Source organism: Agrobacterium sp. LAD9, from assembly GCF_003031125.1.
Taxonomy (GTDB): domain Bacteria; phylum Pseudomonadota; class Alphaproteobacteria; order Rhizobiales; family Rhizobiaceae; genus Agrobacterium; species Agrobacterium radiobacter.
Genome location: NZ_PHGS01000009.1, coordinates 430,630 through 457,560, shown reverse-complemented (window position 1 = coordinate 457,560; position 26,931 = coordinate 430,630). Strand labels below are relative to the sequence as shown.

Below are 26,931 nucleotides of genomic sequence, written 5' to 3'. Positions count from 1 at the left end.
CCGGGCAGATGGCCCGGCGTCTCAATCGTTACGCTGCAAACTTCACTCCGCAGCAAGCGGCGGCAGCCGCAATATATTGCTACCCTTGTCACCGGCTTTGTCGCCGCTGCCCTTTTCCATGCCGGCCACCCGTGCCTCCAGCGAGGAGAGAGCCAGGCTGTTTTCGCGGGCGATCTCCGAGAGTTTCTCGTTGGAGAGCGCTTCTTCCTCCTCTTCCTTCTTGCCGACGAAGCGGCCGAAGAGGTGGGCGAGCAGGCGCGACAGGTCGTCCATGATCAGGAAGAAGGCCGGGACCACGATCAGGGACAGCACCGTCGAAACGATGATGCCGCCGATCACCGCAATCGCCATCGGCGCGCGGAACGAACCGCCTTCGCCGACGCCGAGCGCCGAGGGCAACATGCCCGCGGACATGGCGATGGAGGTCATGATGATCGGGCGGGCGCGCTTGCGGCCGGCCTCCACCATGGCATGCACCCGTTCCATGCCGTGTCGGCGCATTTCGATGGCGAAATCCACCAGCAGGATGGCGTTCTTCGTCACGATGCCCATCAGCATCAGGATGCCGATGAGAACGGGCATGGAGAGCGCGTTCTGCGTGATGATGAGTGCGACGGCCACGCCGCCGATCGCAAGCGGCAGCGAGAACAGGATGGTGAAGGGCTGGATGACATCCTTGAACAGCAGGATGAGCACGACCAGCACCAGCATCAGGCCAAGCAGCATGGCGTTTACGAAGCCCTGCTGCATTTCGCCCTGCACCTTGGCGTCGCCGCTTTCGGCAAGGCGAACACTTGCCGGCAGGTCGGTTTCCGAGACGATGCGCTTGAACTCAGCCGTCGAGGTATCGAGCGCCGTGCCGAACGGGACGTCGGAGCCGATGGAGACCACGCGGTTGCGGTCGTTGCGCTTGATCGAGCTTGGACCTTCCGAATAGTCGATATCGGCAACGCTATAGAGCGGCACCAGCGACCCGGAGGCGGTCTTGATCTTCAGCGCGCGGATGGTGGCGAGATCACGACGTGTATCGAGCGAGGCCTGCACGCGGATCGGGATCTGCCGGTCATCAAGCGAAATCTTCGTCAGCTGGGCGTCGATATCACCGATGGTGGCGACACGCACCGTCTGCGAAATCTGCTGCGGCGTGATGCCGAGGCGGGCGATTTCGTCCTTGCGCGGGCGGATCTGCAGTTCGGGGCGGGGCAATGCACCTTCCGAGCTGACATTGGCAAGGATGGGCGAGGCGCGCAGGCGGCTTTCGAGAATGCCGACGGCGTCGTTCAGGTCCTTCTCATTGGTGGAGAGGAAGTTGAAGGAGAGTTCGCGTTCCGCACGGTCGTTCAGCTTGATGATGCGGACATCCGGAATGCCGCGAACCTGCGCGAAAATATCCCGTTCCACATCCCATTGCGGACGTACGCGGCCCTTTTCCTCCACCTTCGGCAGATATTGGCCGATGAGCGGAATGGAGCCGAGCCCCTTGTTGACCACCAGCTTGAGCAGCGAATGGTCGATATGCTGCAGAATGACGTTAACGGTGGCGCGGCGAAGCTCCAGGTCCCCCTTGGGCGACGCGCCGCCAAGGATGAAGACGCTTTCCACGCCGTTGATGTCCCGCAGCGCGTGATAGATCTGCGTCGTCGTCCGGTCTGTCTCGTCAAGCGTCGCATTGGGCGGCAGTTCCACCGAAAGCGTTACGCGTGAGGCGTCGTCCGGCGGCAGGAAGCTACCGGGTACCTGGCTCAACAGCATGACGGAGGCGACGAGGAAGGCGATCGCGCCGAGCAGCGTCAGATACCGCGCCCACCATTTGCGGGTGGTGGCGGTCACCATGCGCGTATAGGCCTTCATCAGCCGGCTGTCATTGTCGTGGTGATCGTCCATCGCGTCTTCGGCGCGCATCAGATAGGCCGCCATCAGCGGCGTGATGAGACGGGCGACCGCGAGCGAGAAGAATACCGAGAAGGCGACCGTCAGACCGAACTGGATGAAGTACTGGCCCGGAATGCCCGGCATGAACGAGACAGGCACGAAGACGGCAATGATGGTGAAGCTGGTGGCGATGACGGCGAGGCCGATTTCGTCCGCCGCTTCCAGTGCCGCGCGATAGGGCGTCTTGCCCATCTTGATGTGGCGGGCAATGTTCTCAATTTCCACGATGGCGTCGTCCACGAGAATACCCGTGGCGAGCGTGAGCGCGAGGAAGCTGACGAGGTTGAGCGAGAAGCCCATGATATCCATGATCCAGAAGGTCGGGATCGCGGAGAGCGGCAGCGCCACGGCGGCAATCAGGGTTGCGCGCCAGTTGCGGAGGAAGAGCAGGACCACGATGACGGCGAGGATCGCGCCTTCGATCAAAGTGTCGAGCGCCGCCTTGTAGTTGCCATAGGTGAAATAGACGGCGTCATCGACCATTTCGATCGAGACATCAGGGTGGTTCTTGCGCACCTGATCGAGGCTTGCCGCCACGGTTTCGGCGACCGAGACCTCGCTGGCGCCCTTGGAGCGGAACACCGCGAAGGTGACGGCGGGGTTGCCGTTGAACCGCGAGAAGGACTTCTGCTCCTCATAGGTGTCTGTGACCGTGCCGAGCTCGGAAAGCTTGACGAAACGGCCGTTGGAAAGCGCAATCGTGGTGTTGGCAAGCTGGCTCACATCGCGTGTGTCGCCGAGCGTGCGGATGGTCTGCTCGTTGCCGCCAACCTGGCCGCGGCCGGAGCCGAGGTCGATATTGGTGCCGCGCAGCTGGCTGTTCACCTCGGTTGCGGTGATGCCATAGGCGTCGAGCTTTTCGGGGCTCAGCGAAACGCGCACCTCGCGGTCGGCGCCGCCGTAACGGTCGACCTTGCCGATGCCGGACTGGCCCTGCAGCGAGCGCTTGATCGTGTCATCCACGAACCAGGACAGTTCTTCCAGCGTCATGTTCGGTGAGGAGACGGCAAAGGTCTGGATCGCCTGTCCCTCGACGTCGATCTTGCTGACGACGGGCACTTCGATATCGGAAGGCAGATCGCTGCGGATCTTGTCGATGGCGTCCTTGGTGTCCTGAACCGCTTCTTCCGTCGGCTTTTCGATGCGGAAGACAACTGTCGTCGTCGACTGGCCGTCGACCACGGTGGACTGGATTTCGTCGACGCCGCTGATGGCGGCGACGGCGTCTTCGATCTCCTTCGTCACCTGCATTTCCAGCTCGGAGGGCGAAGCACCGCTCTGGGTCACGGTGACGGCCACGACGGGAACGTCGATGTTCGGAAAACGGGTGATCGGCAGGGTGTTGAACGCCTGCATGCCGAGGATCATCAAAAGCGCGAAGCCAAGCAGCGGCGCAATCGGGTTACGGATTGACCATGCGGAGAAGTTCATTTCATTCCCTCAGTCAGTTGGACACAGCCGCAGGGGCTTCCACCGGTCTTATCCGGTCACCATCACGCACGAATGCTCCAGCTTTCTCGACAACCTTGTCTCCAGCAGCAAGACCGCTGACAATCTCGATAAAACCGCCGTCTTCAATGCCGGTCTCGATCTTCACCTGCTTGACGATATCGCCTTCCACCTTGCGGGTGGTCGAGCCTTCACGCCCGGAGGTGACGGCCGACAGCGGCAAAGCGAGCGCATTCGTCTCCTCGACGATGATCGCCGCGCTGGCATACATGCCCGAGCGCGCCGGGCTGTTTTCGGGCAGAACGACATGCACGGAACCGAGGCGCGTCGTCGGATCGACGGTGGGCGAAACGAGGCGCACCTTGCCCTCTATTTTCTCAGCTCCGCCGGCAACCGTCAAATAGGCTTTCTGGCCGACCTTCACCTTCTGGATATCGGTCTCGGACAGATCGGCGACGAGTTCGATCGCGCCGTCCTTGATGACGGTGAAAAGCGGGTTTCCGGCGCCGCTGGCAATCGCGCCGACCTTGGCGTTCTTGGCCGAGACGATACCGGTGACCGGGGTTTTTACACCGGTGCGCGTCAGCTTCAGATCAATGTCGGCGATCTGGGCGTCAACCACCTTGATGTCGGCCTCGCCGGCGGAAACGGCCTGGCGGGCGGCGTTGAGCTTGGCGGCGGCCACTTCGGCCTGTGCCTGGGTCTGTTCCACCTGCGAAACCGAACCGGAGCCGCTCTGGCCGAGCTTTGCGGCGCGGTCGCGCTGGCGGTTCGCGTCGCTTGCGCTCGCTTCGGCTTCCAGCACCTGCGCCTTGGCCTGGGCGACGGCAGCTTCTGCCTTTGCCTTGTTGGCTTCCAGCTGGCTTTTCTGCAGGATGAGGCTGTCGGAAGAAAGCACGGCCAGAACCGCATTCGCTTCCACCCTGTCGCCGATATCAACGTTCAGCGTGTCGATCGACAGGCCATCGACCAGCGGCTGGACGTAGATTTCGTCCACGGGGCGGATCGTGCCTGTCGCGATGATACGGTCCACGAGATCGCGTTTTGCGGCATGTGCGACGACGATGGAAGGCAGGTTCTGCTGTTTGACCGGTGCCTGCGCCTCTCCCTCGGCTGCTGCGGAAAGGGGGAGCGCCGTTGCGGAAAGAAGAAGGAATACAAAGCGGTTAAACGTGACTTTATGCTGCATGTGTCTTGGCTCGCGCAATATTCGATCGCATGTCCTGCAGCCTAGCGGCATATATTAGAAGGTCATGCGATAGCGAATGTGAAACAAGGGATCACAATACTTCCTTTTCGATCCTCCCGATTCAAACGCCCCTCAACGCGAATCTCAAGCACCTTTGCCGAGTGCTTTCTTTACAAGATCAAATTTGGCAGTCTTGTGGGCGGGACTGTAATTCTTGTTGTCGTACAAATCAATCCGCATAGCCGCGATGGTTGATATACATTTTTGTATGGGCCGGGATATTGTAATTCATCAAAAGGGTTACCAGTGAAAAAAACGCGCGGACGGTGCCGCGCGTTCCATGCATCCAGGGTAAATTCGACTACTTCAGCGCCGCATCGGTGATTTCGGTGGTGTAGGCGCCTGATGGTTCCTTGGTGATGACAGGATCGGAGCCGCCGCCGAGCAGCGTCTTGACGGTACGTTCGTAATCCGCCTTGTCCAGCGCGCCCTTCGAGCCGGCCGTCAGCTTGGCGACCTCGCCCATCATGCGCTTCTGGTGCTTTTCGGTCTGAGCGCCCGAAGCATCGTTTTCAAGAACGATATCGGCGGCATCGTCTGGGTTTTCTTCCGCCCATTTCCAGCCCTTCATGGAAGCGCGGACAAATTTGACCATGTCTTCCTTGAATTTGGCGTCCTTGAGCTTGTCTTCGAGAACGTAAAGCCCGTCCTCCAGCGTTGCCACGCCTTCCGCCTCGTATTTGAAGGTGACGAGTTCCTCCGGCTTGATGCCGGCATCGATGACCTGCCAATACTCATTATAGGTCATGGTGGAAATGCAGGCGGCCTGTTTCTGCAGCAGTGGATCGACGTTGAAACCCTGCTTGAGGACGGTAACGCCATCCGCGCCGCCGGTGGTCGGGATTTTCAGGTGCGCCATCCACGACAGGAACGGATATTCGTTGCCGAAGAACCAGACGCCGAGCGTCTTGCCCTTGAAATCTTCCGGCTTGGTGATGCCGGTTTCCTTGAGGCAGGTCAGCATCATGCCGGAGGTCTTGAACGGCTGGGCGATGTTGACGAGCGGAACACCCTTTTCGCGGGTGGCAAGTGCCGAGGGCATCCAGTCGACGATGACATCCGCGCCGCCGCCGGCCAGAACCTGCGCCGGCGCAATATCAGGGCCGCCGGGCTTGATATCGACATCGAGGCCTTCGGCTTCATAAAATCCCTTGTCCTTGGCGACGTAATAACCGGCAAATTGCGCCTGGGTCACCCATTTCAGCTGCAGGGTGATCTTGTCGGCGGCCTCAGCCCCGAATGCGGTCAGAAGTGACGCGCCGGCAAGAAGCATGGATGCAAGTTTCATTTTCATCGCTGTTCCCTTTTTCGTTATTTACGTTCGTCCCCCACGGACGGACGGATGCCAGAAGGTGACGGCACGCTCCGCGAGCGCCACCAGACCGTAAAAGCCGGAGCCTGCAAGCGCGGCGACCGCGATTTCGGCCCAGACCATATCGACATTGCTGCGGCCCATTTCCGCCGAGATGCGGAAACCCATGCCGACGATAGGCGTGCCGAAGAATTCGGCGACGATGGCGCCGATCAGCGCCAGCGTGGAGTTGATCTTCAGCGCATTGAAGATGAAAGGCCAGGCGGCGGGCAGGCGCAGTTTTATCAACGTCTGCCCCCAGCCGGCGGCATAGGTGCGCATCAGGTCGCGTTCCATGTGGCTGGAAGCGGCAAGCCCCTGAACCGTGTTCACCAGCATGGGGAAGAAAGTCATGATGACGACGACGGCCACTTTCGACTGCCAGTCGAAACCGAACCACATGACCATGATCGGCGCGATGCCGACAACAGGCAGAGCGGAGACGAAATTGCCGATCGGCAGCAGCCCACGCTGGAGGAAGGGAGACCGGTCGATGAGGATGGCGACGATGAAGCCAAGACCGCAGCCGAGCACATAACCTGTCAGCACCGATTTGAGGAAGGTCTGGCGGAAATCGGCCCAGAGGATCGGCAGGGATGTGAGAAGGCGGGCAAGAATGGCGCTCGGTGCCGGCAAGAGGATTGGCGGCACGGCAAAACCGCGCACCACGCCTTCCCACAAGGCGAGAATGGCCAGCCCGAAGAGGAGTGGCACTGCCATGCGGCTCATGCGCTTTGCCGCCGGTGACGAGAAGCTGTGGCGCACCAGCCATTCGTTGAAGGCCCAGGCGGCAAGCCAGAACAGGATCGCGCCAAAAAACCAGAAGGGATTCGTCATGGCCGCGCTCCCATTCTTTTGAGGACGGCAGCGTGGGCAATGCCGATGATCGACACCAGAATGGCGGCGACACCGGCGGCCATGAACAGCGCCGCCCATATCTGCACCGTCTGGCCGTAATAGGAGCCGGAGAGCAGCCGCGCACCGAGACCGGCGACGGCCCCTGTCGGCAATTCGCCGACGATGGCGCCGACCAGTGCAATGGCGATGGCGATCTTCAGCGAGGTGAAGAGATAGGGAAGCGCCGAGGGCCAGCGCAGCTTCCAGAAGATCTGCGCCGGTGAGGCATTATAGGTGTGCATCAGGTCGAGCTGGAGGGTTTCCGGGCTTCTGAGGCCCTTCACCATGCCGACGACGATGGGGAAGAAGGAGAGATATGTGGAAATCAGCGCCTTGGGCAACAGCCCGGAAATGCCGATGGAATTCAGGACGACGATGATCATCGGCGCGATGGCGAGGATCGGGATGGTCTGGCTGGCGATGATCCACGGCATGACGGAGCGGTCCATGGCGCGGTTATGAATGATCGCGACGGCCAAGAGGATGCCGAGGACAGCACCGATGGCGAAACCCAGCAGGGTGGCGGAGAGCGTGACGCCGGCGTGGTAGATCAGGCTGCGCTTGGAGGTGATGGCCTTGTTGACGGTGGTGTCCCAGAGTTCCGCGACGATCTGGTGCGGGGCGGGAAGGACCGGACGTTCCTGCGCGAAGGTTTGCGGCAGGAGTTCGGAGAAGCTTGGCGTTTGACCGGCGCGGGTGGCCTGGTCGCGGGCAAAGGGCATGTTGAGGTAGATGACGGCGAGGTGCCAGAGGATGAGGATGGCGAGGAGGACGGTGAGGATGGGGAGGATGCGGTGGCGGAGGAGGGTCATTGGGGAGCCCTCTGTGGGTGGGATTTACGCTTACTCCGTGGGTGCGGCTTATCCCCCTCTGCCCTGCCGGGCATCTCCCCCTCAAGGGGGGAGATCGACTCGCGGTTGGGTCTCAACCATCTCAATGTTTGCGAATGAAGCGGTGATCGCGCCTCCTGCCGATCTCCCTCCTTGAGGGGGAGATGCCCGGCAGGGCAGAGGGGGGTAATGCTGGCGCTGACCTCACCCCTCATAGCCATGCCCCGCCTTCAACCCTTCACGCACGCGGTGCGCAATCGCCAGAAACTCTGGCGTCTCCCTGATCTCCAGCGGCCTTTCCCGCGGCAGGGTGGATTCGATCACGTCAGTCACTCTCCCCGGCCGAGGCGACATGACGACGATTTTCGTCGAGAGATAGACCGCTTCGGGAATGGAGTGGGTGACGAAACAGATGGTCTTGCCGGTCCTGTCCCACAGCTTCAGCAGCTGTTCGTTCAGGTGATCGCGGACGATCTCATCCAGCGCCCCGAAAGGCTCGTCCATCAGCAGCAGGTCGGCATCGAAGGCGAGCGCGCGGGCGATGGAGGCGCGCTGCTGCATGCCGCCCGAGAGCTGCCAGGGGTATTTCTTGCCGAAACCGTTGAGGTTGACGAGATCGAGCGTGCGGTCGATGCGCTCGCGCTGTTCCGCCTTGCCATAGCCCATGATTTCAAGCGGAAGGGCGATGTTCTTTTCGATGCTGCGCCATGGATAAAGCGCGGCGGCCTGAAAGACATAGCCATAGGAGCGGTCCTTGCGGGCGTTTTCCGGTGTCGTGCCGTTGACGGTGATCTCGCCGGATGTGTGTTTTTCAAGATCGGCGATGACCCGCAGGAAAGTGGTCTTGCCGCAGCCGGAAGGGCCGATGAAGGAGACGAAATCGCCCTTTCCCACATCCAGATCGACATCGGACAATGCATGGACCGGGCCATCCCCCGTTTCGAAGGTGAGGCCCAGTTTTCTGGCGGAAACGACGGAATAGGGAGAGGCCTGGTTCATCTTGGCTGTTTGTCGCTTTCCGTGAGCACCGCGCGCGCCAGCGGCAGCATTTGGGTTTCCGTAAGCCTGGCGATCATCACGCCGGGGTGGCGGTCGAGATCGAGCCAGCGCACTTCCTCTATCTCCGCTTGCGGTGTGACATCGGCATAAAGCCTTGCGATGAAGGCATGGGCGACGACATCGGCACCGGTTTCATTGGCGGCTTCCTCGCGAAAGACGCCCTCGTAACGCACGGCATTTTCGGGAAGAGTCAGGCCGATTTCCTCGGCAAGTTCGCGGTGAAGCGCCTGTTCCGGCGTTTCGCCAGGATCGATCTTGCCGCCCGGCTGCATGAACTGCGTGGTGCCGCGCTTGCGCACGACAAGCATCTGCCGCCGCTCGTTGAGGAGAACGGCTGCGGCGATGACGATTTCGCGTTTCGGCTCAGCGCTCACGGTCATACACCCGATGCCGGAATGCCGCTGCGTTCCACCTTGCGCGGCGAAACGAGCTCCTTCCAGGTGGAAAGCGCCCGGCTGACGGCTGGATAAGCGTCGCGGGCAATGAACTGGCCGTGGCCCGGCTGTGTTTCGATGGTGGCCTCCTCGATGCTGACGAGGCCGCGCGACAGGGTGTAGCGCGGCAGGCCTTTGACCTTCCGCCCTTCGAATACGTTGTAATCGATGGCCGATTGCTGGCTTGCCGCGCTGATGGTCTTTTCCAGCTGCGGATCCCAGACGACGATATCCGCATCGCTGCCGACGAGGATCGCGCCCTTTTTCGGATAGATGTTGAGGATCTTGGCGATGTTGGTGGAGGTGACGGCGACGAATTCGTTCATCGTCAGGCGGCCGGTGGTTACGCCATGGGTCCAGAGCAGCGGCATGCGATCTTCCAGCCCGCCGGTGCCGTTCGGTATCTTGCGGAAATCGCCGAGGCCGAAGCGTTTCTGCTCGGTGGTGAAGGCGCAATGGTCGGTCGCCACGCATTGCAGCGAACCGGAAGCAAGACCCGCCCAGAGGCTGTCCTGATGCTGCCGGTTGCGGAAGGGCGGCGACATCACGCGGCGGGCGGCGTGATCCCAGTCGGGGTTGGCATATTCGCTTTCATCGAGGATCAGATGCTGGATCAGCGGTTCGCCATAGACCCGCATGCCGTTCTGGCGGGCGCGGCGGATCGCTTCATGCGCCTGCTCGCAGGAGGTGTGGACGACATAAAGCGGCGCACCGGCCATATCGGCAATGATGATGGCGCGGTTGGTGGCCTCGCCCTCCACCGAGGGCGGGCGGGAATAGGCATGCGCCTCCGGTCCGACATTGCCTTCCGCCATCAGCTTTTCCTGCATCTGTGCGACGATATCGCCGTTCTCCGCATGCACGAAAGGAATGGCGCCAAGCTCGGCGCAGCGCGAGAAGGAGGCGAACATCTCGTCGTCATTCACCATCAGCGCGCCTTTGTAGGCCATGAAGTGTTTGAAGGAGTTTATGCCCTTTTCCCGGACCACCGTCTTCATTTCGTCGAAGACCTGCTCGCCCCACCAGGTGACGGCCATGTGGAAGGAGTAATCGCAATTGGCGCGGGTCGCCTTGTTGTCCCATCGCGCCAGCGCGTCCAGAAGCGACTGGCCGGGCTCGGGCAGGCAGAAATCCACCACCATGGTTGTGCCGCCGGCAAGGGCCGCCCGCGTGCCGCTCTCGAAATCATCGGCGGAATAGGTGCCCATGAAGGGCATTTCCAGATGCACATGCGGATCGATGCCGCCGGGCATGACGTAACATCCCGTGGCATCGAGCACCGTGCCGCCGGTCAGATCGGGCCCGATCTCGGTGATCCTGCCGCCTTCGATCTTCACATCGGCCTTGTAGGTGAGGTCGGCGGTGACGATGATGCCGTTCTTGATGATGGTGGCGGTCATTGTACGATCTCCGCAGTCTCCAGCACCGCATGCAGCAGCACATCGCAGCCGGCGGCTGCCCATTCCGGCGAAATCTCCTCCGCCTCGTTGTGGGAAAGCCCGTCCACGCAGGGGCAGAAGATCATGGTGGAGGGGGCGACCCTTGCCGTCCAGCACGCATCGTGGCCGGCGCCGGAGATGATATCCATGTGGCTGTAGCCCAGTCTTTCGGCGGCGGCGCGCACGCGGCCGACCAGAACGGCGTCGAAAGTGACGGGATCGAAATGGCCGATGGCTTCGATCGAGCAGCCGACGCCGAGTTCTTCGGCGATTGCGGGCACCTCGCGTTCGAAGATGGCGCGCATGCTGTCGAGTTTCGCCTGTGAGGGCGTTCTAAGGTCGATGGTGAAGACCACCTTGCCGGGCAGCACGTTGCGGGAATTGGGCGTGAAGATCATCTGGCCGACGCCGGCGACAGCGCCCGGCTGGTGGGCCATCGCCACTTCCTGCACCTTTTCGAGGATGCGGGCGGCAGCTAGGCCGGCATTGACGCGCATCGCCATCGGCGTCGAGCCGGTATGCGCCTCCTTGCCGGTCAGTGTCACTTCCAGCCACCACAGGCCCTGACCATGGGTGACGACACCGATCTGTTTGCCTTCCGCTTCGAGGATAGGCCCCTGTTCAATATGATATTCGAAATAGGCGTGCATCCTGCGTGCGCCCACCTCTTCTTCGCCCAGCCAGCCGATGCGTTTCAGTTCGTTGCCATAGGTCTTGCCGTCGGTATCGGTGCGGCTATAGGCGTAATCGAGATCGTGAATGCCGGCAAAGACGCCGGAGGCCAGCATGGCGGGCGCGAAGCGCGCGCCTTCCTCATTGGACCAGTTGGTGACGACGATCGGGTGTTTGGTCTTGATATTGAGGTCGTTCAGGCTGCGCACCACTTCCAGCCCGGCCAGCACGCCGAGCACGCCGTCGAACTTGCCGCCGGTCGGCTGGGTGTCGAGATGGCTGCCGATATAGACCGGCAAAGCCTCCGGGTCCTCACCGGGGCGCGTGGCGAACATGGTTCCCATGCGGTCGACGCCCATCGTCAGGCCCGCCGCCTCGCACCAGCGCTGGAACAGGCGGCGGCCTTCCGCATCCTCATCCGTCAGCGTGCGGCGATTATTGCCGCCGGCGATGCCGGGGCCGATTTTCGCCATGTCCATCAGACTGTCCCACAGACGGTCGCCATTGACCGTCAAGTTTTTACCCGCCGTCATGCAGTGTCGTCCTCACCTGTTTTGTTTTTATCGAAGCAAAGCTTGTGCCGTTCCCTTTTTTGCCGGTTAAGATAACAGCCATTGCCTTGTGATGGCGATGGGGGATAAATTGACCGGCTGGTAAACATTGCAAATTCGCCATGGCGTCAGCAAGGGATTTTCGTGACGAATCGCACTAATTTTGCCTAAACTGTACGCGGCGATTATTTTTTAAGCATACTGTAACGGCAATTGCATTGAAAAGAAACAGAGAGCTGAGAATGGCCATACCGCGAGCAGCGAAAACACAGAAGCGGACCCGCATTCAGGAAGAAAAGCAGGAAGCGATTCTTGAAGCCGCGCTCAGTGTTTTTTCCACGAACGGGTTTCGCGGTTCCACCATCGACCAGATTGCCGAGGCCGCCGGCATGTCGAAACCGAACGTGCTTTATTATTTCCGCACCAAGGAGGCGATGCATCGCGCGCTGATCGAGCGGGTGCTGGATACATGGCTCGACCCGCTCAGGGCTTTCGACGCCAAGGGCAATCCCGAAAGCGAGATCCGCTCCTATATTCGCCGCAAACTGGAAATGTCGCGCGATTTTCCGCGTGAGAGCCGCCTGTTCGCCAATGAGATCCTGCAGGGCGCGCCGCATATCGAGGACGAGCTGAAAGGACCGCTGAAACAACTGGTGGATGAGAAGGCTGAGGTCATCCGCGCCTGGGTGAAGGCCGGACGGATGGCCAAATGTGATCCCTACCACCTGATTTTCTCGATCTGGTCGACCACGCAGCATTATGCGGATTTTGATGTGCAGGTGCGGGCGGTGCTGGGTGACAAGAATGGCGGCGAAGGCCGTTTCGAAGATGCGGCCCGGCATCTGGAGCAGCTTTTCATGGGCGGATTGCGGATAAACGGCTGAACGGGACCGTTCTCGCGAATATGTGATCGATTCTTTATGTCAAAACATGAGGAAAATTATCACCTTTATACTTTACTCCAAAACTCATCTTTATTATGGTGCCGGCATCCCGAACGTCCGGGGCATTGAAAAATCAACCGGCAGGTGAGGGAATGGCACGCAAGGAAAAGAAGAAGGCCGAACGCGGCGGCAAGCAGGGCAAGGGCGCGCCACAGACCGAAAAGGACGTGGCCGAACAGCAGCTTTCCGGGCCGAAAAGCTTTCTTTATGTCGGCGGCCGTGACTGTCAGGTTGCGCATCTTCGCCAGATCGCCAGCAATTTCGGTGCGGAACTCATTCATCATGATGGCGGCCTGCGCGAGGCCGTCTCCCGCATCGATACCGTCCTTCCCTCCGTCGACTGCGTTTTCTGCCCGATCGACTGTATCAGCCACGATGCGTGTCTGCGGGTGAAGTCGGGTTGCAAGAAATTCGGCAAGACGTTCATTCCGCTGCGCAATGGCAGCAAATCCAGTCTGGAGCGGGCGCTGCAGACGATGAATGAACGGACCTCCAGCGATGAGCGACGAGCGCAGTAATTTCCACGATGAAGATCCCGCGGTAGCAGAAGCCTGCCGTGTGGAACTGCACAAGATGGCCGAGCAGGCCGGCGACGCCGTCCTGACGGACATCTATGAAATCGTCGGTGAACGGGAAAGACGCAACCGTGTTGCCAGAAGCGGCGGCAATGTTGTGACCTTTCCCCATCTGCGCACCCGCCAGCCGGGTGAAACACCGTCCTTCGAGATCGGCGCGGCGGCTGAAGAGGGCCGCAATATTCTATCGTTTCGCTGGAAGCGGCGTTAGGGCTGAAAGCTAGCCCTTCGGCTTCAGAAACGCTCCCGCGCAGAGTACCAGCCACCCGACGATCATGCCGAGGCCGCCCGTTGGTGCAGCGTAGGGAAACAGGCTGTGGCCGGAAAAATGCCTGACAACGAGATCGCCGACAAAGATCGCCGTGCCGAGGCCGAGGATCAGGCCCGCCGGAATGGCGGTTCTGATGCGACCCGCACCGATATGCAGCGCCACCAGAACCGGCGCATGGGCCAGCGCCATCGCCGAGGCATTGCCGAGCATATAGGTTTCGCCGGTATGGGTGGCTGCGGCTGCAAGCATGACCCCGGCCGCGCCCAGCAGGCCGCCCAGCAACAGAATGAAGGCCCGCAATCTTTCACGGGGAACGCTTGCGATGGTCGCGCTCTGCGTGGTCATTGGCTGTCTGCCTCCTGGTTCTGCATGTGAAAGGCCAGCCGTTCCACCGGCGTCCAGATGATCTCGCGCAGCTTCACGTTCTCGATGGTTTCGTCCATGGCGCGGCGGAAGCAGAGCAGCCATTCATCCCGCTCGGCGGGGCCGATGGGGGCGACGAAATGGCGTCGCCGCAACATCGGATGGCCGTGTTTCTCGACATAGACGGGCGGTCCGCCAAGATATCCCGTCAGATAATCGTAGAACTTCGCCTCGCTGCCGGAGAGATCGGCAGGGTGGATGGCGCGGCAGCGCGCTGCCTCCGGCAGGGTATCCATCAATTCGTAGAAGCGCCGGGTGAGCGCCCTGACGGTCGCATCGCCACCGATCGCTTCATAAAGGGTAATGGTCTCGCCGCTCATAATCCGCCTCTTGTGGCCCTCCGGTCCTTATCGCTCCGCAGAGCCGGAAGAGCAACAGGGCACTGGCGGGGTGCGACATTTGCGACAGGTCAAAGAGGACAGATGCCGGGCAAGCCCGGCATCATGCAAAACATCATCCGAAATTACGGATGAGATCGAGCCCCTTGTTCAGAAGCGTTTCGGCCTCATCCTGATTGGCGGCCTCGACGTAGCAGCGCATTTCCGGAGCATTTCCGGAAGGGCGGAAGTGGATGGTGCTGCCGTCGGTGAGCGCCACGCGCAGGCCGTCAATGTCGCTCAGCGCTTTGACGGAGCCGACCGGGGCGAGGAAGGCGTCGAGATTGGTCCGCGAGGCGCGCAGATGCGTCATCAGGGCGGCGCTCTTTTCCTGCGCGAAATTTTCCAGACGGTCGGCGGCAGCGACCGGCAGCTTATAGGCGGCGGCGATCTGCGACAGCGGCTTTTTCTGTTCTGCCGAGAGAAGCAGCACGGCGAGGATCGGCAGGAAGCTGTCCCGCGTTGGCAGCGGCGAAAGCGGCCTGCCGTTGAGTGTGAAGGCGGAGGCCGTGAGCAGGCCGCCATTGGCCTCGAAGCCCATGACGCCGTTCCTGCCGGCGGCGAGCGCCTCAGTCATGCCGGCGATGACGAAGGGGGAGCCGACTTTGGTGCGGATAACGTCGAAGGAGCCGCTTGCCTCGATGCCCGAATTGGAGGTGACGGGGGTGACGACCACGCCGGCGCCTAGGAAGTTGGCGGTGATCAGGCCAATGAGGTCGCCGCGCAGCGGCACGCCGTTTTCATCGGTCAGCAGCGGACGGTCGCCGTCGCCATCGGCGGAAACGATGGCATCGAGACCATGCTCCGGCGACCATTTCTTGAGAAGGGCCAGCGTTTCCGTCGAGACCGCTTCGGTATCGACGGGGATGAAGGTTTCGGAGCGGCCGAGCGGAACGACATCAGCGCCATAATGGGCAAGGACGTCGACAAAGAGATCGCGCGCCACGGTGCTGTGCTGGTAAACACCGATCTTGAGGCCGGAGAGCGCCTTTTCCGGCAGCAGCGCAATGTTGCGCTCGTAGAAAAGTTCGGCTGCGGTGCCGGAATGGTCCTCCGCCGTCGCCGCCTCGTCGCTTACGCCCTCCGCTTCGATTTCGGCAGCGAGAGCGGCAATCGCCGTCTCGTCCTGCTTGTCGATTTCGCCGTCCGGGCGGTAGAACTTGATGCCGTTGCGGTCGGCCGGGATATGCGAGCCTGTTATCATCAGCGCGCCTGCCTTCAGCGACATGCCGTAAAGCGCAAGCGCCGGTGTCGGCACCGCACCGCAATCGAACGGGGTCAGGCCGGCTTTTTTCAGCGCAGCGATGCAGGTGGCGGAAACATCCGGGCTCGAATCACGGAAATCGCGGCCGACGAGAATGGGATCACCCGCCTTTGCCTGGCCCGATGTGAGAAGATGCCTTGCAAATGCCGTGGCATAAACGGCCGAGGCCTTTCCTTTCAGATCGACAGAGAGGCCGCGAAGGCCGCTCGTTCCAAATTTCAGGCTCATGCCAAACTCCGTTTCGATAAAATCTTTTGAGGGTCAAATGGATAATGTAAAAATATAACGCCTGAAAGAACCGTATCGATCCATTCAAGTCAATCATCCCTTTCATGGCGGCCGCGAATAGGCGATGATGGCGGGGAATTATGCGGGTAACCTAAAATTCACCCGTCATATTTAAACTTGTCTGTCGATAGCGGCTCTGGCGACGATGAGAACCATGTGTTGCCGGCCTTTTTTGTGGTTCGTTCGAGTTGGATTGGCTGATGTACAGGCTTCAAAAGGCGGGACATAAGCAGGCACGTCCGCTCGATGAAAAAACGGCGCCCGCCGCGAAACCCCATGGTTCCCTGCTGGACGATCTGGTGGATGAGGATGAGGTTTTCGAGCGCACGGTGCTGAAGGAGCATCTTGAGCCGAAACCGGCGGCGACTGCTGCCGAGCCGGCTCCGGCCGAGACGCCGGTGAAGACGGCTTCGCCGAGCGGCAGTCTGGCGGCTGCGCTGCCCGGTCTGAAACATATCGACAGGATCGGTGTGGATGACGTCATCCTCTGGCTTCGCAAAGGCATCATCTGGATCGTGCTGGCGATTGTTCTCTGCGTCGCCGGCGCACTCACCTACGCCTATATGACGCCGCCGCGCTACAAGGCCTATACGGATATCGTCGTTAATCCCTCCAATCTGAATGTCGTCAATGACGGGGTGTTTTCACCCAACCAGCAGCGCGACACGCAGATCCTCGAGGTGGAAAGCAAGCTGCGCACCATCACCTCACGCAACGTGCTGGCGCGGGTGGTGGATGAACTGAAGCTCGATCAGGACCGTGAATTCATAACGCCACCGCTGCTTGCCCGGTTGAAGGCGATGTTCTCTTCCGCGCCTGACGATGGCGACAACCGGGTCGGTGCGCTTCGTTCGCTCGGCGACCGGGTGGCGGCGGAACGCGACCCGCGTTCCTTTGTCGTGACGCTTTCGGTCTGGACCAATGATGCGGAAAAATCCGTGACGGTTTCCAAGGCCATCGTGAAGGCCTTCGAAAGCGAGTTGTTCCAGACGACCTCGGATAGCAGCCAGCGCGTCGTCGACGATCTCAAGAAGCGGCTCGAGGAAATGCGCGAGAATGTGACCATCGCCGAAAAGCGCGTGGCCGATTTCCGCCGCGAGAACGGCCTGCAGGAAAATAATGGCCAGCTCGTCAGCAATCTCGCATCCGGCGAGCTGAATGCGCAGGTGCTTGCGACCCAGCAGCGCCTCATTCAGGAAGAATCGCGTCTCAAGCAGATGGAGGCGGCGATTGCCCAGAACCGCACCCAGAGCGACGCCATCTTCGACAGCCAGACCATGAACACCATCCGCGCCCAATACAGCACCCTGCAGCAGCAGATCGGCGCGATGACGCTGACCTATGGCGCCCGCCATCCGCGTCTTGCAACCGCGGGTGCGGAGCGGGCGATGCTGGAACGCGGCATGGCGGACGAGGCGCGGCGCATCCTGCAGGCGGCCAAGATCAATGTCGCCGAAGCGCGCTCCTCGCTGGATGCGCTGAGGCTGAAGGCAGTGGCGGAACGCGCCAATGTCTTTACCGACAATGACGCGCAGGTGCGGTTGCGTGATCTTGATCGCGACGCCCGCTCGGCGGCGGCGATCTACGAGACCTATCTGACCCGCTCGCGCCAGCTGGCCGAACAGCAGTCGATCGATTCCACCAATGTGCGGGTGATTTCGCAGCCGGTCGCACCCAATTCCAGAAGCTGGCCGCCCGGCAAGCTGACCTTCCTGATTGCCGGTGGCGTCGGGGGCCTGTTCCTCGGTCTCGGAATTGCCGTGGCTCTCGGCCTCTGGGGTTATCTGCGCCGGGACGATCATGCGGAAGCCGTGGCGCGTTAAGCCGTAAGGCGGCTCGTGCCGAGTTATTCTTCCGAGATAAGACCGTCATAAACTTCGAGCAGGGCCGCGGCGATGGCAGCACCCAGCGCATTGCCGGCGTCGCGAATGCCGGCCTCGTCACCGTCGCGAACCGAAATCGCAAGATCGGAGGCCTCGTTGGCCACGATTTCTTTTGCCCGTTCTATCGCCCAGAGGCCGAAATCGCCGCGATTGTCGATCGAGATTGTTTCCATGGCCGGAGCCCTTCCGTGGTTTGATTTCCGCGTCCCTTAACCCATCGGCTGGAAAACCGGAATAGGCAGAAAATGTGGCGCACAACCTTCAGGCGTGTAAAATGCCTGCCGCATACGGGGATTTATAAAAATATTAATGATAGTTCTTCGTAGTGTTTGAAGCCTTATACCCTATGCATAAGCGTGAATATAACAATGAAACGATGCCTATATTGGACACCGGACAGATCATGACAGGGAGAGAGATGCCGGATGCGGAGGGGACTGGTCAGGTCTGGCCGGTTATTCCGCTTGCGGCGTTACCCATCACTGACGCGACCATCGATGAAACGGCGCGGGATTTCATCCTGCGTGCGACGACGGCGCGCGCCGCCGGTGCAAGACCGTTTTATTCGACGTCGGCTAATGGCCAGGTCATTGCGCTCTGCCATCACGATCGGGAATTTGACGCCATGCTGCGGCAGGCGGACCAGATCCACGCCGATGGCATGTCGCTGGTTATCTTCTCCCGCAAATTCTGCCCCAGGGCATTGAGGGAACGGGTCGCGACGACTGATCTCGTCCATGCGGTGGCGAAGCGCGCCGAAGAGACGGGCAGCCGGTTTTATTTCCTCGGCGGCTCCGAAGAGGTGAACCGTGCGGCGGTCGAGGAAATGCAGAGACTTTATCCGCGCCTCGTCTTTTCCGGGCGGCGCAACGGTTATTTCAGCCGGGCCGAGGAAGAGACGATCCTCGCGGATATCGCCGCGTCCGGGACCGATATTCTCTGGGTTGGTTTCGGCATACCGCTGGAGCAGCGTTTCGTTTCGCGCAACTTGGACAGGCTTTCCGGCATCGCTGTCATCAAGACCTGCGGCGGCCTTTTCGATTTCATCGCCGGCAAGAACAGCCGGGCGCCGCAATGGATGCAGGACATGGGGCTGGAATGGCTCTACCGGGCGATGCTTGAGCCGAAGCGTCTTGGAAAACGTTACCTGCTGACCAATCCGATTGCGATATATTCGCTGCTGAAGTACCGCTTCGGGGCGTCCGGGCAAAATCGCTAGAGCATTGCGCCTCTCCCGCCCGATAATTTGAGATTTCTCTAACATATTGAATCGATGCGCTTCGCCGCCGAAACCCGTTGCAACTGCGAACGGGTGCGCTACACTGCACAAATATTACAAATTTATTCGAATCAGAGATATTTTGAGGCCACCAATGGTGATTACATCCATTTCTCTTTTCATATATGGAATTGGCACCGTTACCTCTCTCGCCATGACCTATATCGAAGGCGCCCGCCGAGACAAGAATTGGGATTTTTATCGGGTAACCGGCATTGTCCTTTGTTTCTTCTGGCCGGTGCTGGTGCCGCTCCTCGTTCTCGCGGCGGCCTTTTCGTCGTTCGGTTTGCAGAAACGGCTCATAAATACAGTCTCGCTCGGCAGGGAAAAGACCCTGAGCTAACCATGGCTGGAGCGATTGGACTTCAGGTCTTCTTCGCCGGCGCCTTGTAAGGCGTCAGCGTGATGCCGAGGCTTGCCATCACCCGGCCGATGGACATTAGCGGCGGATGGGTGGCGGGCAGCAGTGCGCCGGTTTTCAACCCGGCGGAAACGGCGCGCACCAGCGACAGGCACAGGCTGACGGCGTTTTTGGCGGCAAGCTGCAGTCCGCCTTTCAGGCCGGGGCGGCGGGCGCGGTCGATGCTGTAATTGATGATGCCGGTGCGAAGCGAGCGCTCCATGATCCAGCGCGGCGCCATGCGGCTTTCCGGCACATATTCGATAATGACGGCTTGCGCATTCCAGGCGAATCTAAAACCGGCCTTGCGGCAGCGGGTAAAGAAGTCCATGTCGCCGCCGCCGAGGAAGTTGAACTGCACGTCGAATTCCGGTTTCGGCAGGGTTTCGAACACCCGCCGGGAGATCAGGCAATTGCCCGATCCGTGGATTTGCTCGACCCGGCCGGTCGGCGCTTCGATGGAGCCGAACAGCGGATGCGATAAAACCGCCTTCGAAGCCGGGGCGTCGAATTCGCGGTTGACCGGTCCGCCGACGATATCGACTCCGAAGGACTTTGCCGCCGAAACCATTTCGGCAAGCCATTGGGGGGAGGCGGCCTCGTCGTCATCGATCATCAGCAACCACTCAGCCGAAGGATAAGTCTGCCGGGCGGTACGGAAGGCCGTGTTGATGGCGTAACAATTGCCCTGCGTCGGTTCCATCAGCGCCTGACCGGCCATGCCGCTCTCGGTGAAAAAGGCGCGCGCGACGGCAAGACCCTGCTGGCCTGCGCCATCATTATCGACAACGACGACGGCGAAGGGAAAATCGACCTTCTGGGCTGCGAGCGATGCGAGCGTCTTTTTCAGGCCTTCCGGCCGGCGGAAACTCGGAATGCACACCACCGCTTCCGGCATGATCTCGGACATGGAAACTCCTAAATTCCGGCAAGTGCGGCGGCGGAAAAAACGACGGCCCTGAGGCTCTGGCGCGGGCGGTTGAGGAGGGTATCGGCAAGCGCCGAAAAGGCCTCGCGGTAGCGGCGGGCGCGAAAGGCCTGCGCCACGGTATAAGCATTCATGTGGTTTTCGGACTTGCGGCGAAGCCGTCGCAGTTCCTGCGGGGAGACGGCTGCGATGATGGCAGGATCGGAAAACACGGCTTCGATGGCCGGTTCACAATCCCGGAAGGTCAAAAGCCTGTTCATCATCACGCTCGTCCTGTGCACCCGGTAGTCGAGCACATGGCGGCCGGGCAGATAGGCAAAACGGCCGGCGGCGGCGAGCCTGCACCAGCCGTACCAGTCTTCCGCATAACGCAAGGTCTCGTCGAAACCGCCAAAGTCCTGAAAGATGCGGGTCCTGACCAGCATGATGCCGCCGTTGACGATGAAGTTTCCGCCGAGCAGCGGCTGGAGAATAAAACCGTCAGGCTTTTCCCGGCGGCGAATGAGATTGCGCCGGCCGATCTTGACGCCGTTTTCATCGATGCGCTCGTAATCGCCATAGACGGCGACGACATCCTGCCCGGAAATGCCGGCGCAAAGCGCTGCGATGGCGCCCGGTTTCAGACGGTCGTCGGCATCGAGAAACATCGTCCATTCGCCGCGCGCCTGCGACAGGCCGAAATTGCGCACGGCGGAAACGCCCTGTCTTCCCTGCGGCCGGGCCAGAAGTTTCACGCGCGGATCGGAAAAACCTTCCACCTTTTGCGCGGTGGTGTCGGTGGAGCCGTCATCGACAACAAGCACTTCGCGGATGGTCTCGCCCTGCAGCAACACGCTTTCGATCGCTTCCACGATGTAACGCTCGCCATTGCGAACGGGAATGACAATCGAAACGGAGACCAAGCTTTTCAACTCCATGAGGGGCGGCCCAAGCATTCTCACAGTGAAGTTACTACCGCATTAAGCCGGGCTCACCAATTATGACGTGGTATAGCGTCGGTTAACCTTGCAAATCTTTAATATCCTTTTGGCATGATTGGAATGTTATGTTTTGAGAATGAAAGCGCGGTGCGTCCTTCCGGACGCCGATGCGCCGGGGTTGCGGAGGCGGGTTGATGCGGATCGGGCGGCGGAATTTTCTGGGTGGTGCGGCAAGCGCTGGCCTGCTGCATGCCGTGGCCGGCCCGGCCTTTGCCGCGCAGAAGAAAGCCACGATCAAAACCGCCCCATATGGCGCGGCCGTCTATCTGCCTGACCTCACCGCCGATAGCCGCATCGGCGAGGCGGTGGTGAAATATTGCTCGCGCATCACTCCTGTCACCGAAATGAAATGGGAGGTTCTGCGGCCTTCGGCTGAAGCGTTCGATTTCACCGCTGCGGATGCAATCGCCAACTTCGCGCGTCAGCACAAGCTTTCCATGCATGGCCATCCGCTGATCTGGTATGCCTCCAACGCGCCCTGGCTTGCGAGCATCGGCGGCGGCATGAAGGTCGAAAAGCTGATGGAGACCCATATCGTTACCGTGATGGAGCGATACAAGGACGTGATCCACAGCTGGGACGTGGTCAACGAACCGATCCCCGACGTGCCGGGCAATGTGCGTGCGCGGCGTGATGCCTGGTATTATGGCGCGGGGCCTGATGCCATCAAGAAGGCTTTCGAGATCGCCCATGCGGTCGATCCGAAGGCGCAGCTCGTGCTCAACGAATATGACGTCGAATTTGCCGCCGAGAAATCGCCGGCCAAACGCGCCGCTTTCCGCAATCTCATCCTCGAACTGCTCGAAAAGGGCGCGCCGATCAACGCGATCGGCCTCCAGGGGCATTTGCGCGGCGGCTGGCCGATCGCCAAGGACGAGCTTGCCGCCTTCACGACGGAAATGCGCAGTTACGGTCTTGCCGTTCTGGTGACGGAACTTGACGTGATGGACCAGACGCTGCCGGCGCCGGAGGCCGAGCGCGACATGCTGATCACCGGCCAGGTCCGCGAGTTTCTGGAAGCAGCTTCTGCAGGCGGCCCGCTTTCCTCCATCACCACATGGGGCATTTCGGATCAATATAGCTGGATCCGCTGGGCCTATCCGCGCCGCGACGGCACCGCCAACCGGCCGCTGCCGCTCGACTGGAGTTTCAACGAAAAACCCATGATGGCCGTCATCAATGAATTCCGGAACCGTGGTGCATGACTATGAATGCTGAAATGCCGCTTCCTCCCGTGCAAAAGGCGCTGCAAATCAACCTCCATCCCTTCGATGCTCCGCATGCGGCCCTGACCCTGCCGCATCAACTCAGGGTCTGGGGCGGACAGGTGGATCGCATTCTCCTGACCGTCGATACGGGCCAGGTGGGGGCAGGCCGCTACAAGGGCAACGGTTTTGATGCGGCGCGCCAGCGTCTCTTCGACATGCTGGAGGAAATGCAGACCAACTATCCGCATCTGCATGTGGATATCGTCGATTACAGCGATGCGGCGCGCAGCGCGGTGACGCAGACCTTCTTTTCCCGCTCACCCATTCCCTATCCCGCCAAGGCTTTCGACGGCGGGCCTTTCCATGTCTATTTCCATGGTATCAAACGCGCCAATGCCCGTTATGTGCTGCATATGGACAGCGACATGATGTTCGGCGGCGGCAGCCAGAGCTGGTTCGCCGAGGCGATCGCGCTGCAGAAGGCCAATCCGGATGCGCTGTGCATCACGCCCTTTTCGGGGCCGCCGACGGTGCGCGGCGATCTCGATATTTCCCGCCATGTCGGCATGCCCGGCGTGAAGAACATCCCTGAGCCGCGCAAGTTGCCGTCACGCATTCCCACCTGGCGTTTCGCCACCGTGTCCACCCGTCTTTTCTTGATCGACATGGATCGTTTTGCGAAGCGGATCGGTTCGCTGGAGTTGCTGCGGCCCGATGTCAAACGGCGCATCCGCTCCTATGCCTATAACCAGCAGCCGGTCTCCATGCCCGCCGAGGAAGTGCTGAGCACCAACATGATGCGCAGCGGCGTCCACCGGCTCGATTTTCTCGGCACGGGCAAGGGCATGTATTCGCTGCATCCGCCCTATCGCTCGCCGGAATTTTATGCGGCACTCGCGTCCATCGTCGAGCGCATCGAAAAGGGCGATATTCCCGAGGGACAGCTCGGCGATTTCGATATCAACGGGTCGATGGTGGACTGGACCAGCGCGCTGGCTGCCAAGACGCGCTCCAAACGTTATGCGAAAGCGCTGCGCCATCTCATCTCGGCCAACGTCGGGCGGTTCAGCTAGGCTTGAGGGTGCCCAGTCGGCGCTCCGTCCCGTTGCCGGGTGGAGGCCTCAGTAGTCTGTTATGAGCTTGCTCCAGCTTTCCGAGCACAGCCCGCCAATATAGATATCGCCGGCCAGCGCCTTTTCCCTCAGCTCGTCATCCCGGGTCGCCATGCAGAAATAACCGTCATGGCGGAAGCTCATGTGGTTCTGGCGGTAAAGCGCGTTGATGAGAAACGGCTGCGACATGCCGGTGACATGGGCATAGTTCTCGTCATCGAAATGGCGGAACAGGGTGTTGAGCACATCGTTTTCGCAGCCGGCATCGCAGACGAGATTGAGCACATAGGCCGTTCGTCCCCGCTGGCCGAAAAACAGCGCGGCGCCCATGGCATGGCCTTCGGCATTCTCGATCATCACGCCCTTCAGTTCACCGAGGCTTTCATTGGCCCTGCTCATCTCTATCAGCCAGTGGAATTCCTCGTGAGACCATTCCGGGCGAATGGAAAAACGCTCGATCATGGTGAGCGCCCTGCGGCGGAAGGTTTCGTAGTCAACGGTTTTTACCGTGGCGCCGGCCGCCTCCTGCGGTCTCAGACCCTTTTTCCAGCGTCTGAGGATTCCATCCACAAAACCGAGCGTGGTCAGGGCAAGTGTGGTTTTGGCCAGTTTGGAACGGCGCGGCATGCGCAGGGCAATGGTGCAGAAGGGCTTGAGCGCCTTGTGCCATTGCAGGCTTTCAATCGGCAACATGTTGCCCCCGGTCGCCACCCAGTGATCGGCGCTAACGGGTGAAGCCGTGTCCGAGAACAGCATGTCGTGTTTGGATGCCCGCATGCCCCGAGACAGGCGCGCCGCGCCGAGCGCACCCTGTTTCCCATCAGATGCGAAGGCGCAGAGCAGCCTTGCGGTAATGGTTTTCCCGTTCGCGACGAAACGCATGGGCACGGCGAGGATGACGCTTGTGACCCTGTTCTCCCCGGCGTCATAGACAACGCTGCCGTTCTCCGGGCTGAAGGCGGGACTGCCGAAAAACAGTTTCTCGATATAGGAGCGGAAATTGAAGTTCCGTTCTTGCCCGTTCTTCTTGAAAGCGCTGTTGAGCACGGCCTCGACTGCGGGAACGTCGTCCCTGCGCATGGGGCGAACACCGGAGACACCTGGCTGAACCGGGCGTTGTGGCGACTGCCCACTATCGCCATCGCCCATATTGGTGTGTATCGGAACGTCCACCCTCGGCCTCCAGCTTTCGCGCATTGATGAAATCAACCATAGGAAGCGTATATTTGAATGTATTAATATAGATATAAAACCGGCAATCCACTTGGTCCGGAAATGTTCGTATTAAGATAAAATGTTATTATATCAGCCTGTTACTTTGCTGACCCTGCCTCATTTGAGGTTAATAAAATATACTTAGTTAAGCAACCGAAGGATGAAATATGGACCAATTTTCGCGGACGCTTTTTTGGGTTTTGAAGTTTAACTTTTGGAAATGACTGTCTTGTCCTTTGCCTCCTGCTTTCGGTTTCCTGAGAAAAAAGCGGACGATCGCGGTGCTATTTGCCCGTGCATCACGGATAACTAAAAAATAGGATTTGCGGGGGATATTCGTATTATCGAATATGAGAAGCACGAGTTCTAATGCGGGTGGCTTCAGGAAAGAGGGAGAGAAAAACCCCTTATGGATGCAGCGCATGAAGAACAGCGGCGGGGCTATTGGCGGGACGCGTTGTTTTACGTGACTTTCCTGTATTTCACGGTCGGCTTTTCGCCCTATATCTCGCTCTCATCGACCTATCAGGGCTCTGCCATGGCGGCCGGGTCCAACCTGCTCAACCAGTTGACGGCGATCATCCTGTTTTTCAGTTTCCTGGCCTTCATGGCGAAGGAGCGGTCGTTTTCCATCCTCTTCATGCCGCGCCTGCTGATGGCGGCGATTTTCGGCTGGTTTGTCCTGACTTCGGTGGCGGGCGAAGCGCCGCTGTTTTCGCTCAGGCGGCTTGTCATGTGCGCCATTATCTGTGTGCTTGCCGGCGGTTTCCTGCAATTGCCGCGCACGGAGCGGCATTTCACGACGCTGCTCGCCACATGCGCGCTGATCATATTGTTCCTGTGCTATTTCGGAATCACCGTGTTGCCCTCGCGCTCGATCCACCAGGCAAGCGATGCGCTGGAACCGCTTCTGGCGGGAGACTGGCGCGGGGTTTTCCGCCACAAGAACGAGGCCGCCTCGGTCATGGCGGTGTTGATCATCGTCGGCATTTATCTCAGCAAGCGCTGGTCTTTCATCGGCGGGCTGTCGGTGCTGTTGCTGTCGCTGGTCTTTCTGGTCAAGTCCGGCGGCAAGACCGCGCTTGGGCTGATGCCGATCATCATTGCGACAGGCTGGTTCATCCTGCGCTGGCCCCGCTGGCGCTACCCGGTCGTAACCCTGTTTCTGGCGGTCTTCGCGCTGGTGACCGTCGGCACCACGGTTGATCCCGTCTTTTCGCAGATGCTGACGAAGCTGGGGCTTGATGCCAGCTTTACCGGCAGAAGGGATATCTGGACCGTCGCCATCGACTATATCAGGCAAAGCCCGCTCCTCGGATATGGCTATCAGGCCTTCTGGCGCAGCGACACCCTGATGTCGAGTTTTACCGAGAACAATACCTGGGCGACGACCGCGCCGGATTCGCACAATGGTTATTTCGACCTTCTGCTGGCCGGCGGCGTGCCGGGTCTGATGCTGGTGATGGTGTGGATCTATCTCCTGCCGCTGCAGTATCTCGGCAAAATGAATGACGCCACGCGCAACAGTCCGCTGACGCGGCTTTATGTCGGTGTATGGCTTTACGTGCTGCTCTACGGCTTTCTGGAAACGCTGTTTTTCCTCAGCACCGGGTTCGTCTGGTTCTTCCTCATCGTGGCGGTGATGGGCCTGCATCTGCAGGCCAATGCCAGCCTCGTGGAGGACGAGGCGGAGGGGGAACCGGACAGAACTGGGGCGGCCCCGATACCCCAACGGCGGCAGGTTTCCCCGGTTGTTCGTTCCAGGTGATATTTTGAAATGATTTTTCGTTGCGAATATGTAAAAGAGCCGATTGTTGCGCGCGTCTGCAGCTATTTTCGCTAAACATGCGCGGCTCAAGTCTTTGTTATTGTGCAAGTCGCATCGCAACCCCCGGGGGTATCGACGCGGCGGCACTAAAAA

At 60.2% G+C, this 26,931-nt stretch carries 24 protein-coding genes and 1 pseudogene; 9 read left to right on the top strand and 16 right to left on the bottom strand.

Annotated features, from left to right (window positions below; all coding sequences use genetic code 11):
* Positions 1–42: 42 nt before the first annotated feature.
* The 9 genes from DA915_RS11955 to DA915_RS11910 form a co-directional block, all read right to left on the bottom strand.
* Positions 43–3,363, bottom strand: a complete 3,321-nt coding sequence (locus tag DA915_RS11955) for an efflux RND transporter permease subunit (RefSeq protein WP_060725235.1) — start codon at positions 3,361–3,363, stop codon at positions 43–45.
* A gap of 13 nt (positions 3,364–3,376) precedes the next feature.
* Entirely contained in the window at positions 3,377–4,570 is a 1,194-nt protein-coding gene (locus DA915_RS11950) for an efflux RND transporter periplasmic adaptor subunit (RefSeq protein WP_003510119.1), read from the bottom strand.
* 361 nt (positions 4,571–4,931) lie between these two features.
* Complete coding sequence (locus DA915_RS11945; protein ID WP_107675895.1) at positions 4,932–5,924, bottom strand: ABC transporter substrate-binding protein; 993 nt, start codon at positions 5,922–5,924, stop codon at positions 4,932–4,934.
* 21 nt (positions 5,925–5,945) lie between these two features.
* Positions 5,946–6,818 (bottom strand): ABC transporter permease, encoded by an 873-nt coding sequence (locus tag DA915_RS11940; RefSeq protein ID WP_107675894.1) that lies wholly within the window; start codon positions 6,816–6,818, stop codon positions 5,946–5,948.
* Complete coding sequence (locus DA915_RS11935; RefSeq protein ID WP_107675893.1) at positions 6,815–7,690, bottom strand: ABC transporter permease; 876 nt, start codon at positions 7,688–7,690, stop codon at positions 6,815–6,817. The genes DA915_RS11940 and DA915_RS11935 overlap by 4 nt, the downstream gene beginning before the upstream one ends.
* Before the next feature lie 222 nt (positions 7,691–7,912).
* Positions 7,913–8,707: an ABC transporter ATP-binding protein gene (locus DA915_RS11925; RefSeq protein ID WP_020011573.1), complete on the bottom strand. Its 795-nt coding sequence runs from the start codon at positions 8,705–8,707 to the stop codon at positions 7,913–7,915.
* A complete protein-coding gene (locus tag DA915_RS11920) occupies positions 8,704–9,147 on the bottom strand; it encodes an NUDIX domain-containing protein (protein WP_060725233.1) in 444 nt (147 codons plus the stop codon). Before DA915_RS11920 ends, DA915_RS11925 begins: the two co-directional genes overlap by 4 nt.
* Positions 9,144–10,601 carry a dihydropyrimidinase gene (hydA, locus tag DA915_RS11915; protein ID WP_060725232.1) on the bottom strand — a complete coding sequence of 486 codons (1,458 nt, stop codon included), beginning with the start codon at positions 10,599–10,601 and terminating at the stop codon, positions 9,144–9,146. The genes DA915_RS11920 and hydA overlap by 4 nt, the downstream gene beginning before the upstream one ends.
* Positions 10,598–11,845: a Zn-dependent hydrolase gene (locus DA915_RS11910; RefSeq protein ID WP_060725231.1), complete on the bottom strand. Its 1,248-nt coding sequence runs from the start codon at positions 11,843–11,845 to the stop codon at positions 10,598–10,600. The genes hydA and DA915_RS11910 overlap by 4 nt, the downstream gene beginning before the upstream one ends.
* Before the next feature lie 260 nt (positions 11,846–12,105).
* Here DA915_RS11910 and rutR point away from each other — a divergent pair, with 260 nt between their 5' ends.
* The 3 genes and pseudogenes from rutR to DA915_RS11895 all read left to right on the top strand — a co-directional run bounded on the left by rutR (position 12,106) and on the right by DA915_RS11895 (position 13,593).
* Positions 12,106–12,747, top strand: coding sequence for an HTH-type transcriptional regulator RutR (rutR, locus tag DA915_RS11905; RefSeq protein WP_003509395.1), 642 nt, complete (start codon positions 12,106–12,108; stop codon positions 12,745–12,747).
* Positions 12,748–13,001: 254 nt separating this feature from the next.
* Positions 13,002–13,325 (top strand): annotated as a pseudogene (locus tag DA915_RS11900) (DUF2325 domain-containing protein); the annotation flags it as partial.
* Positions 13,306–13,593, top strand: a complete 288-nt coding sequence (locus tag DA915_RS11895; protein WP_003509399.1) for a hypothetical protein — start codon at positions 13,306–13,308, stop codon at positions 13,591–13,593. The pseudogene DA915_RS11900 and the gene DA915_RS11895, both read left to right, overlap by 20 nt.
* 9 nt (positions 13,594–13,602) lie before the next feature.
* Here DA915_RS11895 and DA915_RS11890 read toward each other — a convergent pair whose 3' ends face one another.
* The 3 genes from DA915_RS11890 to uppO form a co-directional block, all read right to left on the bottom strand.
* Positions 13,603–13,998 carry a DUF423 domain-containing protein gene (locus DA915_RS11890; protein WP_060725228.1) on the bottom strand — a complete coding sequence of 132 codons (396 nt, stop codon included), beginning with the start codon at positions 13,996–13,998 and terminating at the stop codon, positions 13,603–13,605.
* On the bottom strand, positions 13,995–14,396 hold the full coding sequence (locus DA915_RS11885; RefSeq protein ID WP_060725227.1) for a group II truncated hemoglobin: 402 nt from the start codon (positions 14,394–14,396) through the stop codon (positions 13,995–13,997). Before DA915_RS11885 ends, DA915_RS11890 begins: the two co-directional genes overlap by 4 nt.
* A 133-nt stretch (positions 14,397–14,529) precedes the next feature.
* Positions 14,530–15,945 carry a polysaccharide biosynthesis phosphomannomutase UppO gene (gene uppO / locus DA915_RS11880; protein ID WP_107675892.1) on the bottom strand — a complete coding sequence of 472 codons (1,416 nt, stop codon included), beginning with the start codon at positions 15,943–15,945 and terminating at the stop codon, positions 14,530–14,532.
* A 260-nt stretch (positions 15,946–16,205) separates the two neighbouring features.
* Here uppO and uppM point away from each other — a divergent pair, with 260 nt between their 5' ends.
* Positions 16,206–17,828 carry a polysaccharide biosynthesis protein UppM gene (gene uppM, locus DA915_RS11870; protein WP_031233873.1) on the top strand — a complete coding sequence of 541 codons (1,623 nt, stop codon included), beginning with the start codon at positions 16,206–16,208 and terminating at the stop codon, positions 17,826–17,828.
* Between the two features lie 23 nt (positions 17,829–17,851).
* Here the strand turns inward: uppM and DA915_RS28885 are convergent, their stop codons facing one another.
* Complete coding sequence (locus tag DA915_RS28885) at positions 17,852–18,061, bottom strand: hypothetical protein (RefSeq protein WP_003509414.1); 210 nt, start codon at positions 18,059–18,061, stop codon at positions 17,852–17,854.
* Positions 18,062–18,306: 245 nt separating this feature from the next.
* Between DA915_RS28885 and uppL the strand changes: the two genes are divergently transcribed.
* Both uppL and DA915_RS11855 read left to right on the top strand, forming a co-directional pair.
* The gene (gene uppL / locus DA915_RS11860; protein WP_031233874.1) at positions 18,307–19,107 is read left to right on the top strand and encodes a polysaccharide biosynthesis UDP-hexose transferase UppL; all 801 of its coding nucleotides are present in this window, start codon (positions 18,307–18,309) and stop codon (positions 19,105–19,107) included.
* Positions 19,108–19,261: 154 nt separating this feature from the next.
* Entirely contained in the window at positions 19,262–19,510 is a 249-nt protein-coding gene (locus DA915_RS11855; RefSeq protein WP_020810238.1) for a hypothetical protein, read from the top strand.
* Positions 19,511–19,532: 22 nt separating this feature from the next.
* Here DA915_RS11855 and uppJ read toward each other — a convergent pair whose 3' ends face one another.
* Positions 19,533–20,477, bottom strand: a complete 945-nt coding sequence (uppJ, locus tag DA915_RS11850; protein ID WP_107675891.1) for a polysaccharide biosynthesis UDP-hexose transferase UppJ — start codon at positions 20,475–20,477, stop codon at positions 19,533–19,535.
* An 8-nt stretch (positions 20,478–20,485) separates the two neighbouring features.
* On the bottom strand, positions 20,486–21,397 hold the full coding sequence (uppH, locus tag DA915_RS11845) for a polysaccharide biosynthesis endo-1,4-beta-xylanase UppH (protein ID WP_305765029.1): 912 nt from the start codon (positions 21,395–21,397) through the stop codon (positions 20,486–20,488).
* A gap of 212 nt (positions 21,398–21,609) precedes the next feature.
* Between uppH and uppI the strand changes: the two genes are divergently transcribed.
* Positions 21,610–22,680 (top strand): polysaccharide biosynthesis UDP-hexose transferase UppI, encoded by a 1,071-nt coding sequence (gene uppI / locus DA915_RS11840; protein WP_003509427.1) that lies wholly within the window; start codon positions 21,610–21,612, stop codon positions 22,678–22,680.
* A gap of 2 nt (positions 22,681–22,682) precedes the next feature.
* Positions 22,683–23,756, top strand: a complete 1,074-nt coding sequence (gene uppG / locus DA915_RS11835; RefSeq protein ID WP_060725221.1) for a polysaccharide biosynthesis glycosyltransferase UppG — start codon at positions 22,683–22,685, stop codon at positions 23,754–23,756.
* A 48-nt stretch (positions 23,757–23,804) separates the two neighbouring features.
* Here the strand turns inward: uppG and DA915_RS11830 are convergent, their stop codons facing one another.
* Positions 23,805–24,875, bottom strand: coding sequence for a hypothetical protein (locus DA915_RS11830; protein WP_060725220.1), 1,071 nt, complete (start codon positions 24,873–24,875; stop codon positions 23,805–23,807).
* Between the two features lie 544 nt (positions 24,876–25,419).
* On the opposite strand from DA915_RS11830, the gene uppW reads away from it, so the two are divergent.
* Positions 25,420–26,778 (top strand): Wzy-type polysaccharide biosynthesis protein UppW, encoded by a 1,359-nt coding sequence (uppW, locus tag DA915_RS11820; protein WP_003509433.1) that lies wholly within the window; start codon positions 25,420–25,422, stop codon positions 26,776–26,778.
* The last annotated feature ends 153 nt before the right edge of the window (positions 26,779–26,931 follow it).